Origin of the sequence: Rhodococcus sp. ARC_M12 (assembly GCF_022810385.1) — a bacterium.
GTDB classification, from domain to species: Bacteria; Actinomycetota; Actinomycetes; order Mycobacteriales; family Mycobacteriaceae; genus Rhodococcoides; species Rhodococcoides navarretei.
This window is the reverse complement of record NZ_JALGQI010000011.1, coordinates 100,465-116,292: the sequence shown is the minus strand read 5'-3', so window position 1 is coordinate 116,292 and position 15,828 is coordinate 100,465. Positions and strand designations below refer to the sequence as shown.

Annotated in this window: 18 protein-coding genes; 10 read left to right on the top strand and 8 right to left on the bottom strand. The window is 67.3% G+C overall.

Annotation, left to right across the window (positions count from 1 at the left end; translation table 11 throughout):
* Nucleotides 1-52: 52 nt before the first annotated feature.
* The 4 genes from MTX35_RS15630 to MTX35_RS15615 all read left to right on the top strand — a co-directional run bounded on the left by MTX35_RS15630 (nt 53) and on the right by MTX35_RS15615 (nt 3,076).
* Nucleotides 53-619, top strand: coding sequence for a histidine phosphatase family protein (locus MTX35_RS15630; RefSeq protein WP_243595860.1), 567 nt, complete (start codon nt 53-55; stop codon nt 617-619).
* Nucleotides 620-707: 88 nt separating this feature from the next.
* The gene (locus MTX35_RS15625; RefSeq protein ID WP_032381057.1) at nt 708-1,019 is read left to right on the top strand and encodes a PE family protein; all 312 of its coding nucleotides are present in this window, start codon (nt 708-710) and stop codon (nt 1,017-1,019) included.
* Between the two features lie 63 nt (nt 1,020-1,082).
* Nucleotides 1,083-2,252, top strand: a complete 1,170-nt coding sequence (locus MTX35_RS15620) for a PPE domain-containing protein (RefSeq protein WP_243595859.1) — start codon at nt 1,083-1,085, stop codon at nt 2,250-2,252.
* Nucleotides 2,249-3,076 (top strand): ESX secretion-associated protein EspG, encoded by an 828-nt coding sequence (locus MTX35_RS15615; RefSeq protein ID WP_243595858.1) that lies wholly within the window; start codon nt 2,249-2,251, stop codon nt 3,074-3,076. The genes MTX35_RS15620 and MTX35_RS15615 overlap by 4 nt, the downstream gene beginning before the upstream one ends.
* Here MTX35_RS15615 and MTX35_RS15610 read toward each other — a convergent pair.
* From MTX35_RS15610 to MTX35_RS15600, 3 genes are read right to left on the bottom strand one after another with little or no spacing between them, the layout of a single operon-like run.
* Nucleotides 3,069-3,734 carry a histidine phosphatase family protein gene (locus MTX35_RS15610; RefSeq protein WP_243595857.1) on the bottom strand — a complete coding sequence of 222 codons (666 nt, stop codon included), beginning with the start codon at nt 3,732-3,734 and terminating at the stop codon, nt 3,069-3,071. The genes MTX35_RS15615 and MTX35_RS15610 overlap by 8 nt on opposite strands.
* Entirely contained in the window at nt 3,731-4,663 is a 933-nt protein-coding gene (gene pheA / locus MTX35_RS15605; RefSeq protein ID WP_243595856.1) for a prephenate dehydratase, read from the bottom strand. The genes MTX35_RS15610 and pheA overlap by 4 nt, the downstream gene beginning before the upstream one ends.
* A gap of 9 nt (nt 4,664-4,672) precedes the next feature.
* A complete protein-coding gene (locus MTX35_RS15600; RefSeq protein ID WP_243595855.1) occupies nt 4,673-5,395 on the bottom strand; it encodes a hypothetical protein in 723 nt (240 codons plus the stop codon).
* A 124-nt stretch (nt 5,396-5,519) separates the two neighbouring features.
* On the opposite strand from MTX35_RS15600, the gene MTX35_RS15595 reads away from it, so the two are divergent.
* The 5 genes from MTX35_RS15595 (at nt 5,520) to MTX35_RS15575 (ending at nt 10,039) form a co-directional block, all read left to right on the top strand.
* Nucleotides 5,520-6,290 (top strand): DUF2470 domain-containing protein, encoded by a 771-nt coding sequence (locus tag MTX35_RS15595; RefSeq protein WP_243595854.1) that lies wholly within the window; start codon nt 5,520-5,522, stop codon nt 6,288-6,290.
* A 34-nt stretch (nt 6,291-6,324) separates the two neighbouring features.
* Complete coding sequence (locus tag MTX35_RS15590) at nt 6,325-7,134, top strand: CPBP family intramembrane glutamic endopeptidase (RefSeq protein ID WP_374230305.1); 810 nt, start codon at nt 6,325-6,327, stop codon at nt 7,132-7,134.
* A 358-nt stretch (nt 7,135-7,492) separates the two neighbouring features.
* Nucleotides 7,493-8,770, top strand: a complete 1,278-nt coding sequence (locus tag MTX35_RS15585; protein WP_374230309.1) for an LCP family protein — start codon at nt 7,493-7,495, stop codon at nt 8,768-8,770.
* A gap of 41 nt (nt 8,771-8,811) precedes the next feature.
* Complete coding sequence (locus MTX35_RS15580; protein WP_243595853.1) at nt 8,812-9,372, top strand: ferritin; 561 nt, start codon at nt 8,812-8,814, stop codon at nt 9,370-9,372.
* A gap of 112 nt (nt 9,373-9,484) precedes the next feature.
* Nucleotides 9,485-10,039 (top strand): ferritin, encoded by a 555-nt coding sequence (locus tag MTX35_RS15575; protein WP_243595852.1) that lies wholly within the window; start codon nt 9,485-9,487, stop codon nt 10,037-10,039.
* A gap of 106 nt (nt 10,040-10,145) precedes the next feature.
* Here MTX35_RS15575 and MTX35_RS15570 read toward each other — a convergent pair whose 3' ends face one another.
* Genes MTX35_RS15570 through MTX35_RS15555 form a run of 4 tightly spaced genes read right to left on the bottom strand, consistent with a single transcriptional unit; the run spans nt 10,146 to nt 13,181 of the window.
* The gene (locus MTX35_RS15570) at nt 10,146-11,057 is read right to left on the bottom strand and encodes a DUF5926 family protein (protein WP_243595851.1); all 912 of its coding nucleotides are present in this window, start codon (nt 11,055-11,057) and stop codon (nt 10,146-10,148) included.
* A 10-nt stretch (nt 11,058-11,067) separates the two neighbouring features.
* A complete protein-coding gene (locus tag MTX35_RS15565) occupies nt 11,068-11,841 on the bottom strand; it encodes a glycerophosphodiester phosphodiesterase (protein WP_243595850.1) in 774 nt (257 codons plus the stop codon).
* Nucleotides 11,838-12,878: a DUF4328 domain-containing protein gene (locus MTX35_RS15560; RefSeq protein WP_243595849.1), complete on the bottom strand. Its 1,041-nt coding sequence runs from the start codon at nt 12,876-12,878 to the stop codon at nt 11,838-11,840. The genes MTX35_RS15565 and MTX35_RS15560 overlap by 4 nt, the downstream gene beginning before the upstream one ends.
* Nucleotides 12,879-13,181, bottom strand: a complete 303-nt coding sequence (locus tag MTX35_RS15555; RefSeq protein WP_243595929.1) for a rhodanese-like domain-containing protein — start codon at nt 13,179-13,181, stop codon at nt 12,879-12,881.
* Nucleotides 13,182-13,506: 325 nt separating this feature from the next.
* Here MTX35_RS15555 and MTX35_RS15550 point away from each other — a divergent pair, with 325 nt between their 5' ends.
* Complete coding sequence (locus MTX35_RS15550) at nt 13,507-14,442, top strand: LLM class F420-dependent oxidoreductase (RefSeq protein ID WP_243595848.1); 936 nt, start codon at nt 13,507-13,509, stop codon at nt 14,440-14,442.
* 121 nt (nt 14,443-14,563) lie between these two features.
* On the opposite strand, the gene MTX35_RS15545 is transcribed toward MTX35_RS15550, so the two are convergent.
* A complete protein-coding gene (locus MTX35_RS15545; protein ID WP_243595847.1) occupies nt 14,564-15,691 on the bottom strand; it encodes an acyltransferase in 1,128 nt (375 codons plus the stop codon).
* Nucleotides 15,692-15,828 lie beyond the last annotated feature (137 nt).

Genomic DNA, 15,828 nt, shown 5'->3' with positions numbered 1-15,828 from the left:
GCTGTGTCAATCGCTGTCATGGCCTACCGCAGCTCGATGCCAGAATGGCCGAGTGTCTGCGCCCGTGACCCGACTGATGCTGGTGAGCCACGCCAGAACCGACGCGATGCGCACCGGCCGATTCCCCGGCGACGAACCACTCGACGACGCGGGACAGCGCGATCTCGCCGCGGTGACCGATCCTCCTCGCGTCGACCGCGTGCTGTCCGGCCCGGAAACCCGATCGATCTCCACTGCGCAACGCTTCGGCTCGGATATCTCGGTCGAACCCGGGTTGGCCGACATCGACTACGGCCGATGGTCGGGTCTCGAGATGACCGATCTGCCCGACGCCGACGCGATGGCCTGGCTGAGTGACCCGGCGTTCGTTCCACCGGGCGGTGAATCCCTCGACGCGTTGTTCTCTCGCGTCGAGACGTGGCTGAGCATCGTCGGCTCGACGCCCGGACGGACCCTGGCAGTGACCTCTCCTGCCGTCGTCCGAGCCGTGGTGATCGTGGTGTTGGAGGCCCCGGTGTCCTCGTTCTGGCGGATCGACGTCTTCCCGCTCACACTCACCGCACTCGGTCGTCGAGGCGGCGTGTGGACCGTCGGCTCGGTGGCCCAGAAGTTCGTCTGAGTTTTTCTCGCGTCGAGGGAACCAAACCGAACACGGCGGCGTCCTACCTACCGACAGCGCAAAGTTCTTCGATCAGGGGGCGTGGCTCATGACCGTCATCAAGGTGGATCCGGTGGCACTGCAGCTCGCTGCTTCGGAGCTCGATGCGGTCGCCGCCAGGTTGCAGGCCGCCGTCACCGCGACGGCGATCCCCGTGCGGCCACTACCGCCGGGCACCGACGAGGTCTCTCTGCTCACCGAACGGTTCTTCGGCACCGCGGCTGACACCTTCGGGCCGGCTGCAGCACAGGGTATTTCGGAACTACATCGAGCGGCCGAGGAACTGCGGAAGCAAGCCGCGGACTACGTGGCCACCGACGACGACACGGCCGGGGGCCTGCCCGGCCTACCCGGCATCTGACGCGCCGAACTCGACCGCAGCAAAAATTGGATGCAGGGCTCGAACATCATGGGGGGCTGAGGGATGACGCTCGGAGTGACAGGTGTGGTGTGGCTGCCACGCACGGCGACGGGAAATTCGACGCGATTGCTCGGGCCGGGACCGGTGCCGTTGCACGTCGCCGGCGGAGCATGGGGTTCGGTTGCCGCGGCGTTCACCGAGGCATCGGCGAGCATCGCCGCTGTCACTGCGGCCCTGACCGCGGGCTGGGAGGGTGAGTCGGCACTGCTCGCCCAGGCCGCACTCGCACGTTTCGCAACGTGGACCGGCACAACGGCATTGAAAGCGGCCGCGCTCTCGGTCGAGGCCCCCGCCGCCGGGACCACCTACGGCGTAGCCCTGGCAACCATGCCGTCGCTGGTGGAAATCGGCGTCGTGCAGGCCGCCAAGGTCACCGCTGCGTCCACGGGCGGCGCACTGAACGGCAGCTACGAGGCAGCCGAGGTGGCAGACCGGTTGCTCGACATCCGAGCGGCCCTGGTGATGGAGGGCTTCGAGCTGGTCAACTCGCACCGCATCGTCAAGACCACCTTCGATCATCCGCCCGCCATCGTGTCCGATTCCGGCAGCGGCCTCGGAAAGTTCGCCAACGCCGTGATGACCTCGCCAGTTCAGGCCGCGATCGGCGGTCTGATGGCCGCAACTCAGAACCCCGGTGTGGCCGCGGCGGCCGGTCAGATCGGTAGCGCTGCCACCTCCATCGCCAGTACCGGCGTGTCCACCGTCGCCACCGCCGCATCGAACATCGGAGGAAGTGCACTGTCCGGTGGTGCCGGAACGGGCGGCGGCTTCGCACCCGGTGGGTCGGCATCTCCTGCCGTCGGCCCGGCGTCGACGCGTCCGGTGTCGTTCGGCGGCGCAGGTGGAGCCGGCGGATTCGGCGGCGGTGCCGGAATGCTCGGTTCCGCGTTGGGTCCCGCGGGTGGCGGCTCGATGCCTGCAGCTGCGGGCCAGGGCGGAGCCACTTCGTTCGGCGCACCGGCATCGACCGATGGCGGCCTCGCTCAGCGCGGGACGGGCGCGGCCGGCGCTCCGGCCTCCGGCACGCGCGGGCAGGCCGAGGACGACGAGCACGAGACCCCGGACTACCTCAAGCAGTTCGAGCACTTCGCGGACGGCCGCACCGTCGCACCGTCCGTCCTCGGCGCGGATCCGCCCCTTCCTGCACCCGATACCAGCGGAAACGGCCGTTGATCGACTTGGGAACCGTGCCGGTGGGCCACACGGTGCCGAGCGCCTCACTCGGCACGGACGCGATGGATTTCCTGGTCGACGAGCTGTCGATCGCCGAACTTCCTGTCGTCCTGGACGTGTTCCCGCGCTTCGACGACGCCGCCGCGAGGGACTCCGCGCTCGAACGTGGCCGCTGCGCTCTCGAGTCGGCCGGGCTGCTGGCCGGGGGCCGCGTTCACGACGATGTTCGGCGCTGGCTGCGGGTCCTCGAACAACCACGCTGGTACATCTCGGCCCGCGTGTTCGACGTCGAGAGCGGCGCGCCCGCTCCCAGCACGCGGATTTGCGTCGCGTCCGACGACTGGATCACCGTGTCGGCACTGCGGCAGGACGACGTGGTCACCATCCGTGTCGTCCACGGCGACCCGGCCCGAGACCTCGCGATGTCGATCGGCTCGGCCGCCACGTTCGACCTGGGCAGCATCAACGCGCCCACAGATCTACTCGCCGAGGCGCTCGATGCGGCACCGTCCGACGTCGCAGCCACAGCGTCTCGGCTACGCGGCATCGGAATAGTGGGCGACCGCGCGTCGGCACTGGCGTCGGCGATGGCCACCTGCGCCGGCAGAACCGAGATCACCGCCGTCGCCCGCAGGCACGGCAGCCGGCTCGTGGCGGGTAGACCCGTCGCTCTGTTCGACACCCGAGCCGGACGCATCGTCGCCACCTCCACCCTCGCCGCCGACGGCACGTCGTGGAGCTCGCTGACCGGCGCAACGGATCGCAGAGTGACCGCGGCCGTGGCCGAGCTGATCGCTTCGGCGCAGGATCTGCTCGCTAGCTGATCGGGTTGTCCGCGTTGTCACTGCCCTTGCCCTCGAACGGCGGCAGGATCGTGCCCCACCTGCCGCACGCCCACCCTCCGCTCGGCAGCGGGAGCAGCTCGACGGTGTGGGTGTTGTCGAGATGGTTGTCGGCCGCGAACGTGCCGTCGACACCGGCCAGTACCGCCGCGACCAATCGGATCGCGGCACCGTGGCTGACGACGACGACGTCGCCTCCCGTGTCGTCACCCAGATACTGCGCCCGGAGACCGTCGAGCACCGGGACGTATCGCTCCAACACCGAATGTCCGCTGTCGCCTCCGGGCACCGTCGCCGCCAGATCGCCGGCGTGCCAGCGACCGAAGATCTCGGTGAACGCCCGGTGCGCGTCCTGGTCGTCGCGGTCCTCCAGCTCGCCGGCGAACGTCTCCTGGATTCCCTCGGTCACTACGAGGGGGACTCCGGTCGCTCGCTCGATGTAGCCGGCAGTCTGCTTGGCGCGCAACGCAACCGAGGACACCAACATCGCCGGCGGGCGGCCGACCCAGGTCTGCGCATAGGCCTCCGCCTGCTGGTGGCCCAGTTCGGTCAGCTCGGCTCCTGGCGGTGCGGTGTCCAATACCTTCGCGACGTTGGCCTTCGTCTGGCCGTGCCGAACGAGAATGAGCTTGCCCATCACAGATCACCGCGTCCGGCACGAATCTCGGCGACCCACTGCACGTGTTCGTCGATCGGCGGCGGCACCGATCCACCCGTTCCCGTTGCGGTGGGCCAAGATCCGAGAAAGCGCAGTGGCATCTTGCGATGGAAGGCGGCCAACGTCTCCGCGACGAGTGGATCGTCGATGTGCCCGGCGCAATCGACGAAGAACCTGTAGGTCCCGAATCGTGAACGGGTGGGCCGTGATTCGATGAAGGTCAGGTCGATGTTGCGAATTCCGAACTCTGCCAACGCTGCCGGCAGTGTGCCCGGGTCGTTCGGCGGCTCCAGCACCACCGACGTGCGGTCGGAACCGGTACGCGCGGGCACTGGTTGCGGTGTGGTCACCAGCACGAAGCGAGTCCGCGCACCTTCGACGTCGATGATCCCGTCGGCCAACTGCGGCAACTTCAGGCGCTCACCGGCAAGCCGCGTCGACACCGCAGCATCGACCATTCCGGCGGCAACATCCTCTGCTGCACCGGCATTGGAGGACGCAGACTGCACCACGGCGTCGGGCATGGCGGTCTGCAGCCACTGACGCACTTGATTGAGTGCGATGGGGTAGGCACTGACGGTGCGAGCCGAGTCGAGGGTGACGCCGGGGCCGCCGAGAATGGTGAACGCCACCTCGATCTCGGTCTCGGCGACGATCTGCAACCGGCGACCTTCCGACAACGCGTCGAGCGTCGGTGGAACGGCACCCTCGATGGAGCTTTCGATGGGGACCACGGCCGCGTCGGCCGCACCCGAGCGCACGGCCTCGAGCGCTGCAGGCGGGTTAGACGCCGATACCCGCTCGACCGCCCCGTTCAGACCGACTGCACCGAAGGTTCCGAGCGTTTCGAACTGCGCCAGCGCCATCTCCGTGAACGTTCCCGATGGGCCGAAGTAAGCGATGCGAGGCACGCCTCGAGGTTACGTTGTCGACGTCGACGAAGCGATCAAACCGACGTCGACGAGTCGCGCGCGAGCGCGGGCGGCGTCGACGATCTCGATTCCGAGCAGTACCTCGCGCACCGCCTCGGCGGCCTCGGGGATCAGCGCTCGCAGTGCGGCGACGTTCGGAGCGGCAAGGGCAGCGGCGATGTCGTCCCCGCGCAACGACGCCACCGTCGCAGCGAGGATCGAGAGCACCTCGTCGCCGGAGTCCGCGCGGGCGACCAGACCCACATCGGCGTGCGAGACCACCGCGAGCACGTCGGCGATGCGCCGCGGAGTGTCGGCGACGCCGATGCCCGGGGTCCGATGAGCGAGGACGACGGCCTCCGCGGTCTCGGCCACGTCGATCGCGTCGAACATCGGGAAGACGACGAGCGGCGAGGGCAATCGCAGCGCGAGGGCATCGGCGAGATGCTCGGCAGAGGCGTCCACCGTGAAGCGGACGGCCTCGTAGCCGCCGGTCCGACCCGCACGGAGCTCGTCGGGATCGAGGTCGAGGTGTACCACGATGCGACCGAAGTTCTCGACGTCGGGCAGTGCGAGCAGCGTCGACGCCCGCACGACGGGTGGTCCGTATTCGGCACCACGGGGGGCCGCGGCCAGCGAGTCGCCGTCGGAACACACCGGTTGAAGAAGTGCGTGGACGAGAGCGTTCGGGTCGGGTCGGTGGGGCACACCGAGGGTCAACGGAATCGGCACCCCCTCACGGTAGTCCCGGCACGGCCTTGCGATCCCCGCCACACCGGTATAACTTAGGGACGCATAACTTAGGTTTGCCTCACCTACTGGACCAACGCAGGTACCGAACGCATCGGAGGAGCCCATGCTCGGCGCAACCACCACCACCGGACCGTCCACCGCCGAGCGCGTGCGCAGTGCGTGCATGCGCGCCGAGGGCGCTGCCCTGGCCATCGACGGCAGCGACCCGGTGATCACGTCCCTGCACCACCTGCGACCCAACGGCGAGATGATCCTCGCCGTCCGCACCGACTCCCTCGACGGCGCGGTCGCGTGGCAATCCTCCCGTGCCGGAGTACCTGCCGTCCTCGAACTCACCGATCACGCGCCACTCGCCCTGCGTGAACCGGTGCGATCGCTGGTGTGGCTTCGCGGAGATCTGCGCCCGGTCCCGGAATCGCTGATGCGGCCCATGGCCGGAGCGGTAGCCGCCGAACATCCGCACCCGGCCCTGCTCGACGTCGGCCACACCACCTCGCTGATGCGGCTGATCGTCACCTCCGCCGTGGTCGCAGACAGCACGGGAGCCGAGCCGGTCGACATCGACACGCTGCTGGCGGCCGAACCCGATCCCTTCTGGGAGATGGAGACCAGCTGGCTCGAGCACCTCGACTCCGACCACCCGGACCTGCTCGCCCAATTGGCCCGACGCCTCCCGCCGTCGCTGCGACAGGGCCGAATCCGGCCGCTCGGCATCGATCGCTACGGCATTCGGCTGCGGATCGAGAGCGAATGCGGCGACAACGACGTCCGGCTGGGATTCGCCGAGCCCGCCGGGGACGTCCTCGCGCTCAGTCGCGCACTCCGCGTGCTCGCCGGCTGCCCGTTTCTGAACGGGCTACGCGCCCGCGGCTGACACCCGATCTCACGAAACAGGGCAGACTCGTGCGGTGATCGACTTCAAGAGCTGGTTGACGCCACCGCCGCCTGCGAGCGCCGCTCCCCCGCCCGATGCCCGCGAACGCACCACCATCAAGGTCGAGATCGCGATCGTCCTGCTGGTGACGTTCGGCCTGAGCGGTATGAGCAGCATCCTCTCGCTCATCGAGGACGCGTTGCAGACCGCCGCCCTCTCCGATCAGACCGTGGCGCTGAACTCGTCGCGGTCGAGCTTCAGTGTGATCGATCTGCTGTTCCAGCTGCTCAGCATTCTGCGTCTGTGCGCCTGGGGCGCCCTGGGGTTGTACCTGCTGTGGCGAGCCGACCTGGCACCCCGAGCGATCGGACTGGGCAGGCCGCGGCTGAAGATCGACCTCGGCCACGGCGTCGGACTGGCCGCACTGATCGGGCTGCCCGGCCTGGCGCTGTATCTCGTGGGCAACGCCCTCGGCTTCAATCTGAACGTCGTTCCCAGTGCCCTCGACGACCACTGGTGGCGCGTTCCGGCATTGATTCTGTACGCGTTGGCCAATTCCGGTGCCGAGGAGATCATCGTCGTGGCGTACCTGATCTCCCGGCTGCGCAGGCTCGGGCTCAGTGAAAACGCGTCCCTGCTGTGCTCGTCGCTGCTGCGCGGGAGCTACCACTTCTATCAAGGCGTGGGCGGCGGTGTCGGAAACTTCCTGATGGGTCTGGTGTTCGGCCGCTACTGGCAGCGCACCGGCAGGCTCTGGCCACTGCTGATCGCGCACGCTCTGATCGACATCGTCGCCTTCGTCGGCTACGCCCTCCTGCGCGAACATCTGTCGTGGCTCCCGTGAATCGGTCGCCGAGGAAGGCCGCTGTATGCGCGGCGACGGTTACAGTCGACCCGTGAACGACGACGATCGCTACGGACGGCACGGCGCGCCAGACCGGCGCACGCCACCGGACCGATCGACGCCGAGTCGACACCGTCGGCCGGACCCGGCTCCCCAACCGGGTCGAGCGCCGCAACCGGGTCGCGCCGCAGGTCCACCCCCGCAGCAGCCGCCCGATCGGCCACGACCTCGTCAGCAGCCGCCCGGTCCGGAGCCCGGGCAGGGCCCGAACCGCCGACCGCCCGGCCAGCAGCCGCCGCCACCACGGGGGTACCGGCCGGGTCAGCCACAGTGGCCGGCACCGGAGGGCACGGAGTTCATCAGACGCGACGGCCGTCCCGCCTCACCGCGGCCGCCGTCGCGTCAGGGCCCTCCCGTGCCCCCGCAGCAGGCATGGTCGCAGGCACCCGAACCCCGATCGGCGCAGTCGTTTCCAGCACAGTCGACCCCGCCGAATTCGACGCGGCAGTACCCACGCGCGCAGAACGACGATCGGGGTCGCACCGGCTATGCACCGCGTCAGCAACCCGAGCCGTTCACCGAGGAACGCAGGCAACCGGCCGCACCTGCACAGCGGGCGCTGCGACGACCGGAACCGGCACGGCCACAACGTGATTCACGGCCACCGAGGGTCGCGAAGCCGCGCAAGAGGAGACACTGGGGTCGACGCTTCCTCATCGTGTTGCTGGTGCTCGTGCTGGGAATCGGCGGCGTCGTCTACTACGTCGACAGCTCGCTGACGCGAGTCGACGCCCTCACCTCGTACCCCGGACGCATCGGCGACACCCCGGGCACCAACTGGCTTCTCGTCGGATCGGATTCACGAGCCGGCCTGACGCCCGAGCAGGAAGCCGCACTGGCGACGGGCGGCGAGGTGGGCCCGAGCCGCACCGACACGATCATTCTGATTCACATCCCCGAGGGCAGCGGCGCGCCCACGATGGTCAGCCTGCCGCGCGATTCGTACGTGTCGATTCCCGGCAACGGCCAGGACAAGCTCAACGCGGCCTTCGCATTCGGCGGGCCGCCACTGCTGGTGCAGACGGTCGAGGGTGCAACCGGTGTGCACATCGATCACTACGCCGAGATCGGATTCGGCGGCTTCGCCGGGATCGTCGACGCCGTCGGCGGGGTCGACGTGTGCGTACAGAATGCGATCGACGATCCGTTGGCGGGCATCAACATTGCCGCCGGCTGTCAGGAACTCACCGGAGCAGAGGCGCTCGGGTTCGTCCGATCCCGCGCGACGGCGTTGGCCGATATCGACCGGATGAACAATCAGCGCGCGTTCATGTCCGCCCTCCTCGAGAAGGCAACCAGCGCTTCGACTTTCCTCAACCCACTGCGGTTGTGGCCGCTGGTGTCCGATACCGCGTCGTCGTTGAGCGTCGACGAGGGAGATCACATATGGAACCTCGCAGCACTGGCCTGGGCGATGCGCGGAGGTCCGGTGACCACGACGGTGCCGGTCGGCGGATTCCAGGACTCCGACGTCGGAAACGTGCTGCTGTGGGACGACACTCGCGCGCCTGCATTCTTCGACGCCATCGCGCAGGATCGCGAGATTCCGCCGGAACTGCTGACCGGCGGCCCCTGACGGACACGAATTCCCCACGGCCGGACGGTAGGTTGTGGACCATGACATCGCCGTCCGCCCAGCCCACCGCCACACCCGGTACGTTGTTCCACGACCTGCTGCGCGCTCAGGTACGGCATGAGTTCACCGCATCGCAGCAGTACGTCGCGATCGCGGTGTGGTTCGACCGAAACGATCTACCGCAGTTGGCCACGCGCTTCTACGCCCAGTCCGCCGAGGAGCGTCGGCACGCCATGATGATGATCCGTTTCCTCATCGACAATCGACTCGAGGTCGACGCGTCGGGCATCGACGACGTGGTGACGGCATTCCATTCGGTCGTCGAACCGGTGGAACTGGCGCTGGCGCAGGAGTCGGCGGTGACCGAGAAGATCACTGCGCTGGCGGGTGCTGCCCGGGCCGAGGGCGACTACATCGGCGAGCAGTTCACTCACTGGTTCCTCACCGAGCAGGTCGAGGAGGTCGCGGCGATGCAGAGCCTGCTCAATATCGTCCGCCGGGCCGACTCGAACTTGTTCGACATCGAGCAGTACGTCGCTCGCGAGATCGGCGCTTCGGTGATCCGTGCCACCAACGCCCCGAAAGAGGCCGGGCGAGCGTAGCGTGAGCCCTGCTCAGAGCGGACATTTAGGATCGACTGTATTAGGCCACGTTCGCCTCAATAAGGTTCGACTTGGATGACAGTGCCCTCTGACCAGGCATATTGTCCTTCGCATGAGCGCAGACATCAAGGAAACCAGCCACACCAAGTTCCACGCACTTCTTCGCGACCAGATTCGCAACGAGTTCAACGCCTCGCAGCAGTACATCGCCACCGCGGTCTACTTCGCCAATGTCGACCTGCCGCAGCTGGCGCAGCACTTCTACGCGCAGTCGGTCGAAGAGCGCAACCACGCGATGATGATCGTGCAGTACTTCCTCGATCGCGACATCACGGTCGAGCTGACCGGCGTCGACGCGTCGAAGTCCGTCTTCACCGATCCCCGTGAGGCCATCGCACTGGCGCTGGCGCAGGAGGAGACCGTCACCGAGCAGATCATCGCGCTGGCGAGCACCGCCCGCGAGGAGGGCGACTACCTCGGCGAGCAGTTCATGCAGTGGTTCCTCAAGGAGCAGGTGGAGGAAGTTGCCAGCATGAAGACTCTGCTCAACATCGCCGATCGCGCAGGCCACAACCTGTTCGATCTCGAGCAGTTCGTCGCCCGTGAGATGAACACCAGCGTGGTCGCCGACGCAGGTGCCCCCACGGTTGCCGGTGGATCGCTCTGATCCGCACCGCAGCAACGCAACACGAGTAACGCGCGAACCCTCGCGCTCATACGGGTGGCCGGACGAACAAGCGGCACATGTTCGGGCGGCCACCCGGCTCGCGTTTCTAGCGCAGAGTGACCTGGCGTCCACGCAGGCCGTCGCGTGAGCGCAACTGCGCCGCCGTGAGCGGTGCATCGACGGCCAGCGCCTCGTTCAGCTTGTCTCCGAATTCCTTTGTGGGCGCTGCCCATTCGGTGGGGTGCATCTCGGGATCGAGATCGAACACCGGCACCAGCACCCCATGCGTCCGGAACGAACCGGCGTAGCGCGAGCCCTCACCCAAGTTGAGATCACCCGCAGCGTGCAGACGCGCGAGGGCGAGCATCACGTCGTCCTCGCTCTCCGGACGAACCCACCGGATGTGCGCCTTGTCGCCTGCATCCACCCACCAGGCAGCAACGACGCCGTCGGCCTCGATCCGCGCCGAGGGCATGATCGCCTGGTTCGCACGCTCCACGGTGGCAGTCACATCGGCTGCGGGAGTGGCACTTTCGGGGATCCACCAGTTGAAGTCCTGATGGACGGTGATCTCGAGCAGCGCGGAGGCGTCGAGCACATCGGTCAGCGCGGGGGTGCTGTCGGTGATCTTCGCGGCTTCGAGCGACTCGCCCGCGGGGGCGGTGGACACCCAGCCGAGTGCGCTACTGATATCTGCTGCAACGTCTTTCGACTGCGTCTGTACCTGAAGGCCGACGAATCCCTCGACGGTATCCGCTTCTTCGCGCACCAGTGCCGCGACGGCACCGGGCAGCACTGTTGCCAGCGTGATGGTGCGACCGTCCACTGTGATCGGCGCGGTTGCCGTCGCCGACGGGACGAACTCGCGCAGCGCTACCAGGTCGCATTCGGCGGCGAGACCCTCGAACGGGCGAGTCGACGACGATTCGATGCTCGCGCGCTCGGCCTCGCGCTGCGCCAGCTTCGCTGCTCGATTGCTGTCCTGCTTAGGTCCACTGTTTCTTTTGCTCTTACCCACGCCAGAAAACCTACACGTTCTTCGATTCGAGCCAGGCTCGCGTTCGACCGGGGTGGTTGGTGGCGATCCACCCGACGCCGAGCTCGCGGCACAGGTCCACGTCCTCTTCTTCGTCGACAGTCCACACGTAACTGGCCCGGCCCGACGCGGCTGCGCGGTCGATGATGGCCGGGTGCTCGCGCAGAGCCCGTATGGATGGCCCGACCGCGGTGGCACCGACGGTCGTCGCCGCTCCCCCACCGAGGTAGTGCGAGCTGTCTCCCAGCAGCACCGTCGGAAGCATGGGAGCCGACCGTCGTACTCGCCAGACGGCCGACGGCGCGAACGACATGATGACGGCCCGCGAGTGGTCGGCCGAGGCAGGCGCGCCGATGCCGAACGTGTGCAGCTCGGCGAGCACCTTGCTCTCGATCAGCGAGCCGTACCGCACGGGATGCTTGGTTTCAATGAAGAGTTTGACCGGCTTGCTGGTCCAATCGAGGACGAGCGAGATCAGGTCGTGCAGCGTCAGGAGTTCGGCGGGTTCGTCGGCGTCGCCGTAGTTCAGTCGGGCGAGATCGGCGAAGTCCATCTCGCTGACGATGCCGGTGCCGTTCGAGGTCCGATCGACGCGGCGATCGTGCACGCACACGATGTGGCCGTCCTTGGTGAGCCGCACATCGCATTCGACCCCGTCCGCGCCCTCGCGCAGCGCGAGGTCGTACGCCGCGAGGGTGTGTTCCTTCTTGGCCGACGACGCACCTCGATGCGCGACGACCAACGGCCCACGCCGGTCGGGACTCACGACGCCGTCACCGCCTCGGGTTCCTTCCGATCGGTGTCGGCTTTCTCGGTGTCGGGCTGCTGCTTCGGCTTCGGCGCAGTGTCGGTGGCGATTACCCAGCGAGTCGGACGCGACACAGCGGAGCCGCGCAGCGTGCGGCCTTCGAGTCGGCGCATCACCGCCAGGGTCAGTACGGCCGAGACGGCGGCCACCACTGCCACGAATGCCGACAGCAGAACTCCGTCGGCGCGGGCCTGGAGGGAATCGCGGAAAGTCCACAGCAGTTGAACGATCACCAGCGCGTTGCTCGCGGCCCAGACGGCCCACCAGATGCGAACCAGCGTCAGCTCACGGTGCAGATCTGCATCGGCAGCGCCCCGCAGACGGACGACCTCGGTGAGGTAGACCCCTGGCATCACGATGCGGACCACTGGAAGCATCGACAGCAGCAGCATCCACCGCACCGACCGCGGCTCCGTGGAGCCGGCCGCAGCGAAGGCCAGTCGGCGTTGCTGGATCAACCAGCAGGACGAGGCAATCAGCGCTGCCAACCCGATGACGAGCGCACCGACCTGGGCGAAATACACCAACGCGTCGGACACGGCCAACGTGATCGGTGAGACCAGTCGCACGCGGTTGTACAACAGGATGCCGTACCGGAACGCCTCGGCGAATGCGGCGAGCGCCAGCAACATCGCGGTGACGATGACCAGGTTCTGCGCATTCGCGGCGTACCGCTCGACGCGACCGACGTAGCGATTCCCCTCGGGGTCGCGCGGGATGTCACGCAACCCCCAGGTGGGCGTCGAGTCGTAGTGCGGCGTCGGGGTCGGGGTCGTGGATCCGGCCGGGCGTGCGGCCCGCGTCGGAGAGGGCGCCGGGCGGGCTACCCAGCGGAAGTTTCGTCGGCCCTGAGCAGGCGCCTGGTTCGACACCGGAGAGAGCAGGACGCCGTGGCAGCGGGGGCACCACGTGCCCGGCCGTGCACCGACCGCCCAGCGAGTGCTGCAGCGGGCACAGACCTGGAACGCCTGCGCGCGTCCCCGCGGAGCCGTCATCTAGATGATGCTCGGTTCGCGGGAGTCGTCGTCGCGCTCGATCGGTCGACCTGCGGCCTGCCAGGCGAGCATCCCACCGTCGACGTTGATCGCATCGAATCCCACCCGATTCAGGTACTCGACGACGCGAGCCGACCGTCCGCCGACTTTGCATACGACGTAGACCTCGGATTGGTTGTCGATCTCGCCGGCACGGGACGGAATGTCGCCCATCGGGATGTGGACGGCGTCGGGTGCGTGTCCCGCCTGCCACTCGTCGTCCTCGCGCACGTCGAGCAGCAGCGCCGTTTTCGGGAACGGCATCGGGAGTCGGTCGACGGTGACGGCGGGCGACTGCTCGGGGTGAGACACACCTCGATCTTGTCACGGCGTCACGCGGGGCTGCCACCCGTGTCCCGACGACCGAAGCGCGCACCCACTATGACCTACGTCACTCGAGCCTCAGAAGTTATCCACAGTATCCACAGGTTGATGCACAGAATCGGGGGCTGTTCCGGTTTCTATCCACAGGTCAGAGCGTCGAGTCGGTCCCGCGGTGTACTGAATACCAACGCAGGCTGTGGATCGATGGTGATTTGACACAGCGACCGTCTGCGGTCCTGTGGACCCGCTGTTTAGGCTGGCGAACATGACTTCGACAGAGCTACGCGTCTTCACCGAACCGCAACAAGGTGCCACCTACGACGACCTCCTTCGTGTCGCGAAGGCAGCCGAGGAATTCGGCTACGGCGCGTTCTTCCGCTCCGACCACTACCTCGCAATGAGCGGTGACGGCGGCCCGGGCCCCACCGACGCATGGATCACCCTGGCCGGCCTGGCCCGCGAGACGTCGACCATTCGGCTCGGCACCCTCGTCACGTCGGCCACCTTCCGATACCCGGGACCACTCGCCATCAGCGTCGCGCAGGTCGACGCCATGAGCGGTGGCCGCGTGGACCTCGGCCTCGGTGCCGGCTGGTTCGAGGACGAGCACAAGGCCTACGGAATCCCCTTCCCGGCGCTCGGCGAGCGCTTCGACCGGCTGGAGGAGCAACTCGCCGTCATCACCGGACTCTGGGACACCCCGGTGGGCGACACGTTCTCGCACGCCGGCACGCATTACCCCGTCACGGACTCCCCGGCGCTCCCCAAGCCGGTGCAGACTCCGCACCCGCCCATCGTCATCGGCGGTGGCGGCAAGAAGCGCACCCCCGCCCTCGCCGCGAAGTACGCCGACGAGTTCAACATTCCCTTCGCCTCGCTAGCCGACACCGAGACCCAGTTCGGCCGCGTCCGCGCTGCCTGCACCGCCGCCGACCGCGACCCCGATTCCCTCGTCTACTCCAACGCCCTCGTCCTGTGCTGCGGCCGCACCGAAGAAGAAATTGCCCGACGCGCCGCCGCCATCGGCCGCGAGGTATCGGAGCTACGCGAGAACGGTGCCGCCGGCAGCCCCGCCGAACTGGTCGACAAAATCGGCAGCTTCGGAGCGGTCGGTGCCACCCGCGTGTACCTGCAGACCATGGACCTCACCGATCTCGATCACCTCGAACTCGTCGCCTCCGAGGTTCTCCCGCAGCTCTGACCCCGCAGCTCTGACCCCGCCGATCGCGCCCGCCCGAGTCCACCCACCGAGGTCCACCAAATGTGACATCGACCCCCGAAAAGGCCACCAAATGTCACATTGAGTACCCAGGGGGCCTCGGTCAGGCGGTGGATCGGGCGCGTAGGCGTGCGTATGTCGCACTGATGTGTCGTGCCGCGGGTAGTTCGATCCAGCGGTAGGTGATCTCTGCCAGGACGGCGGTGATGGCGAGGAACACGAGGACTGCCGCCGAGGTTCCGAGGCTCGGCTGGACCATGTTGTAGGTGCGGTACAGCACGAGCGTGTGCAGCAGGTAGATGGCGTAGCTACGGGTGCCGAGCCAGTGGACCAGGGGCCAGCGGGTGATCGACCCGCTGTATCGGGCCAGCAGGACGACGGCCACGGTGATGACGAACAGCGTCCACAGGTATCGGTAGCCCATCCAGAATGCGTCGGCGTGGATGGCGAGTCGGACCACTTCCACCTGTGCGAGCACGGCGAGGACCACCCATCGCCACGCCACCAGCCGGGCCCAGGCCAGATAGATGATCTGGCCGAGGAACAAGGTGGGAAGTATCGCCGCGACCCGGGTCAGGAAGGGTACGGCCCAGCCCTCGGGGACGGTGAGGTTGTACAGCAGGATCGACACACACAGGACCGCTCCGACGAGGGGTACCAGGAACGGGGCGCTGCGCAGCACCGATCGCATCGCAGTGCAGTAGAGGTAGAAGACTGCCTGCACGACGAGGGTCCACGTCACGCCGAGCACCAGCACCTGTGGGGTCAGGAAGAATCCGCCCAGAACGAAATTCAACGCCGCGTCGACGATGCCGATACCGATGTCGCCGTTGTTTTCGGCGGCTCCTATCAGCAGTACGAGCACGAGCGTGAACCAGAAGGCGGGTACAAGGCGTGCGAGCCGGGCCACCATGAAGTCCCGACGGGTTTGCCTCATGGCGGATCTGGTCACCAACAGGCCGGTGAGAAGCATGAAGATGCCTACTCCGACGAGAGACAGATGCAGGGTCAGGCCCAGCATTCCATTCAGGACGGCCGCGGAGGCGTCGAGGAACCACCAGGATTCGCCCAGGTCGTCGATCACCCAAAACGAGATGTGGGAGTAGAGGACGGCGAGGGCTGCGATGGCGCGGAGGAGGTCGGCACCGTCCATCTGCACTCGGGGTGCCGCGAAGGGCCGAGCGGCGACGGACTCGTCGACCGCATTCTGGCTCGGCCGGTCCCCACTCACACCCGCGAGTTTAGGTTCCGTTCACCTTTCGGACCAATCCGCAGCCGCTCCGCAACTGTTTCGTGATATTCGATGCGAATTCACAGCCGAGAATTCGGCTGTCTCGTTCACACGAATTTATTCCGGGAAAAGCATCT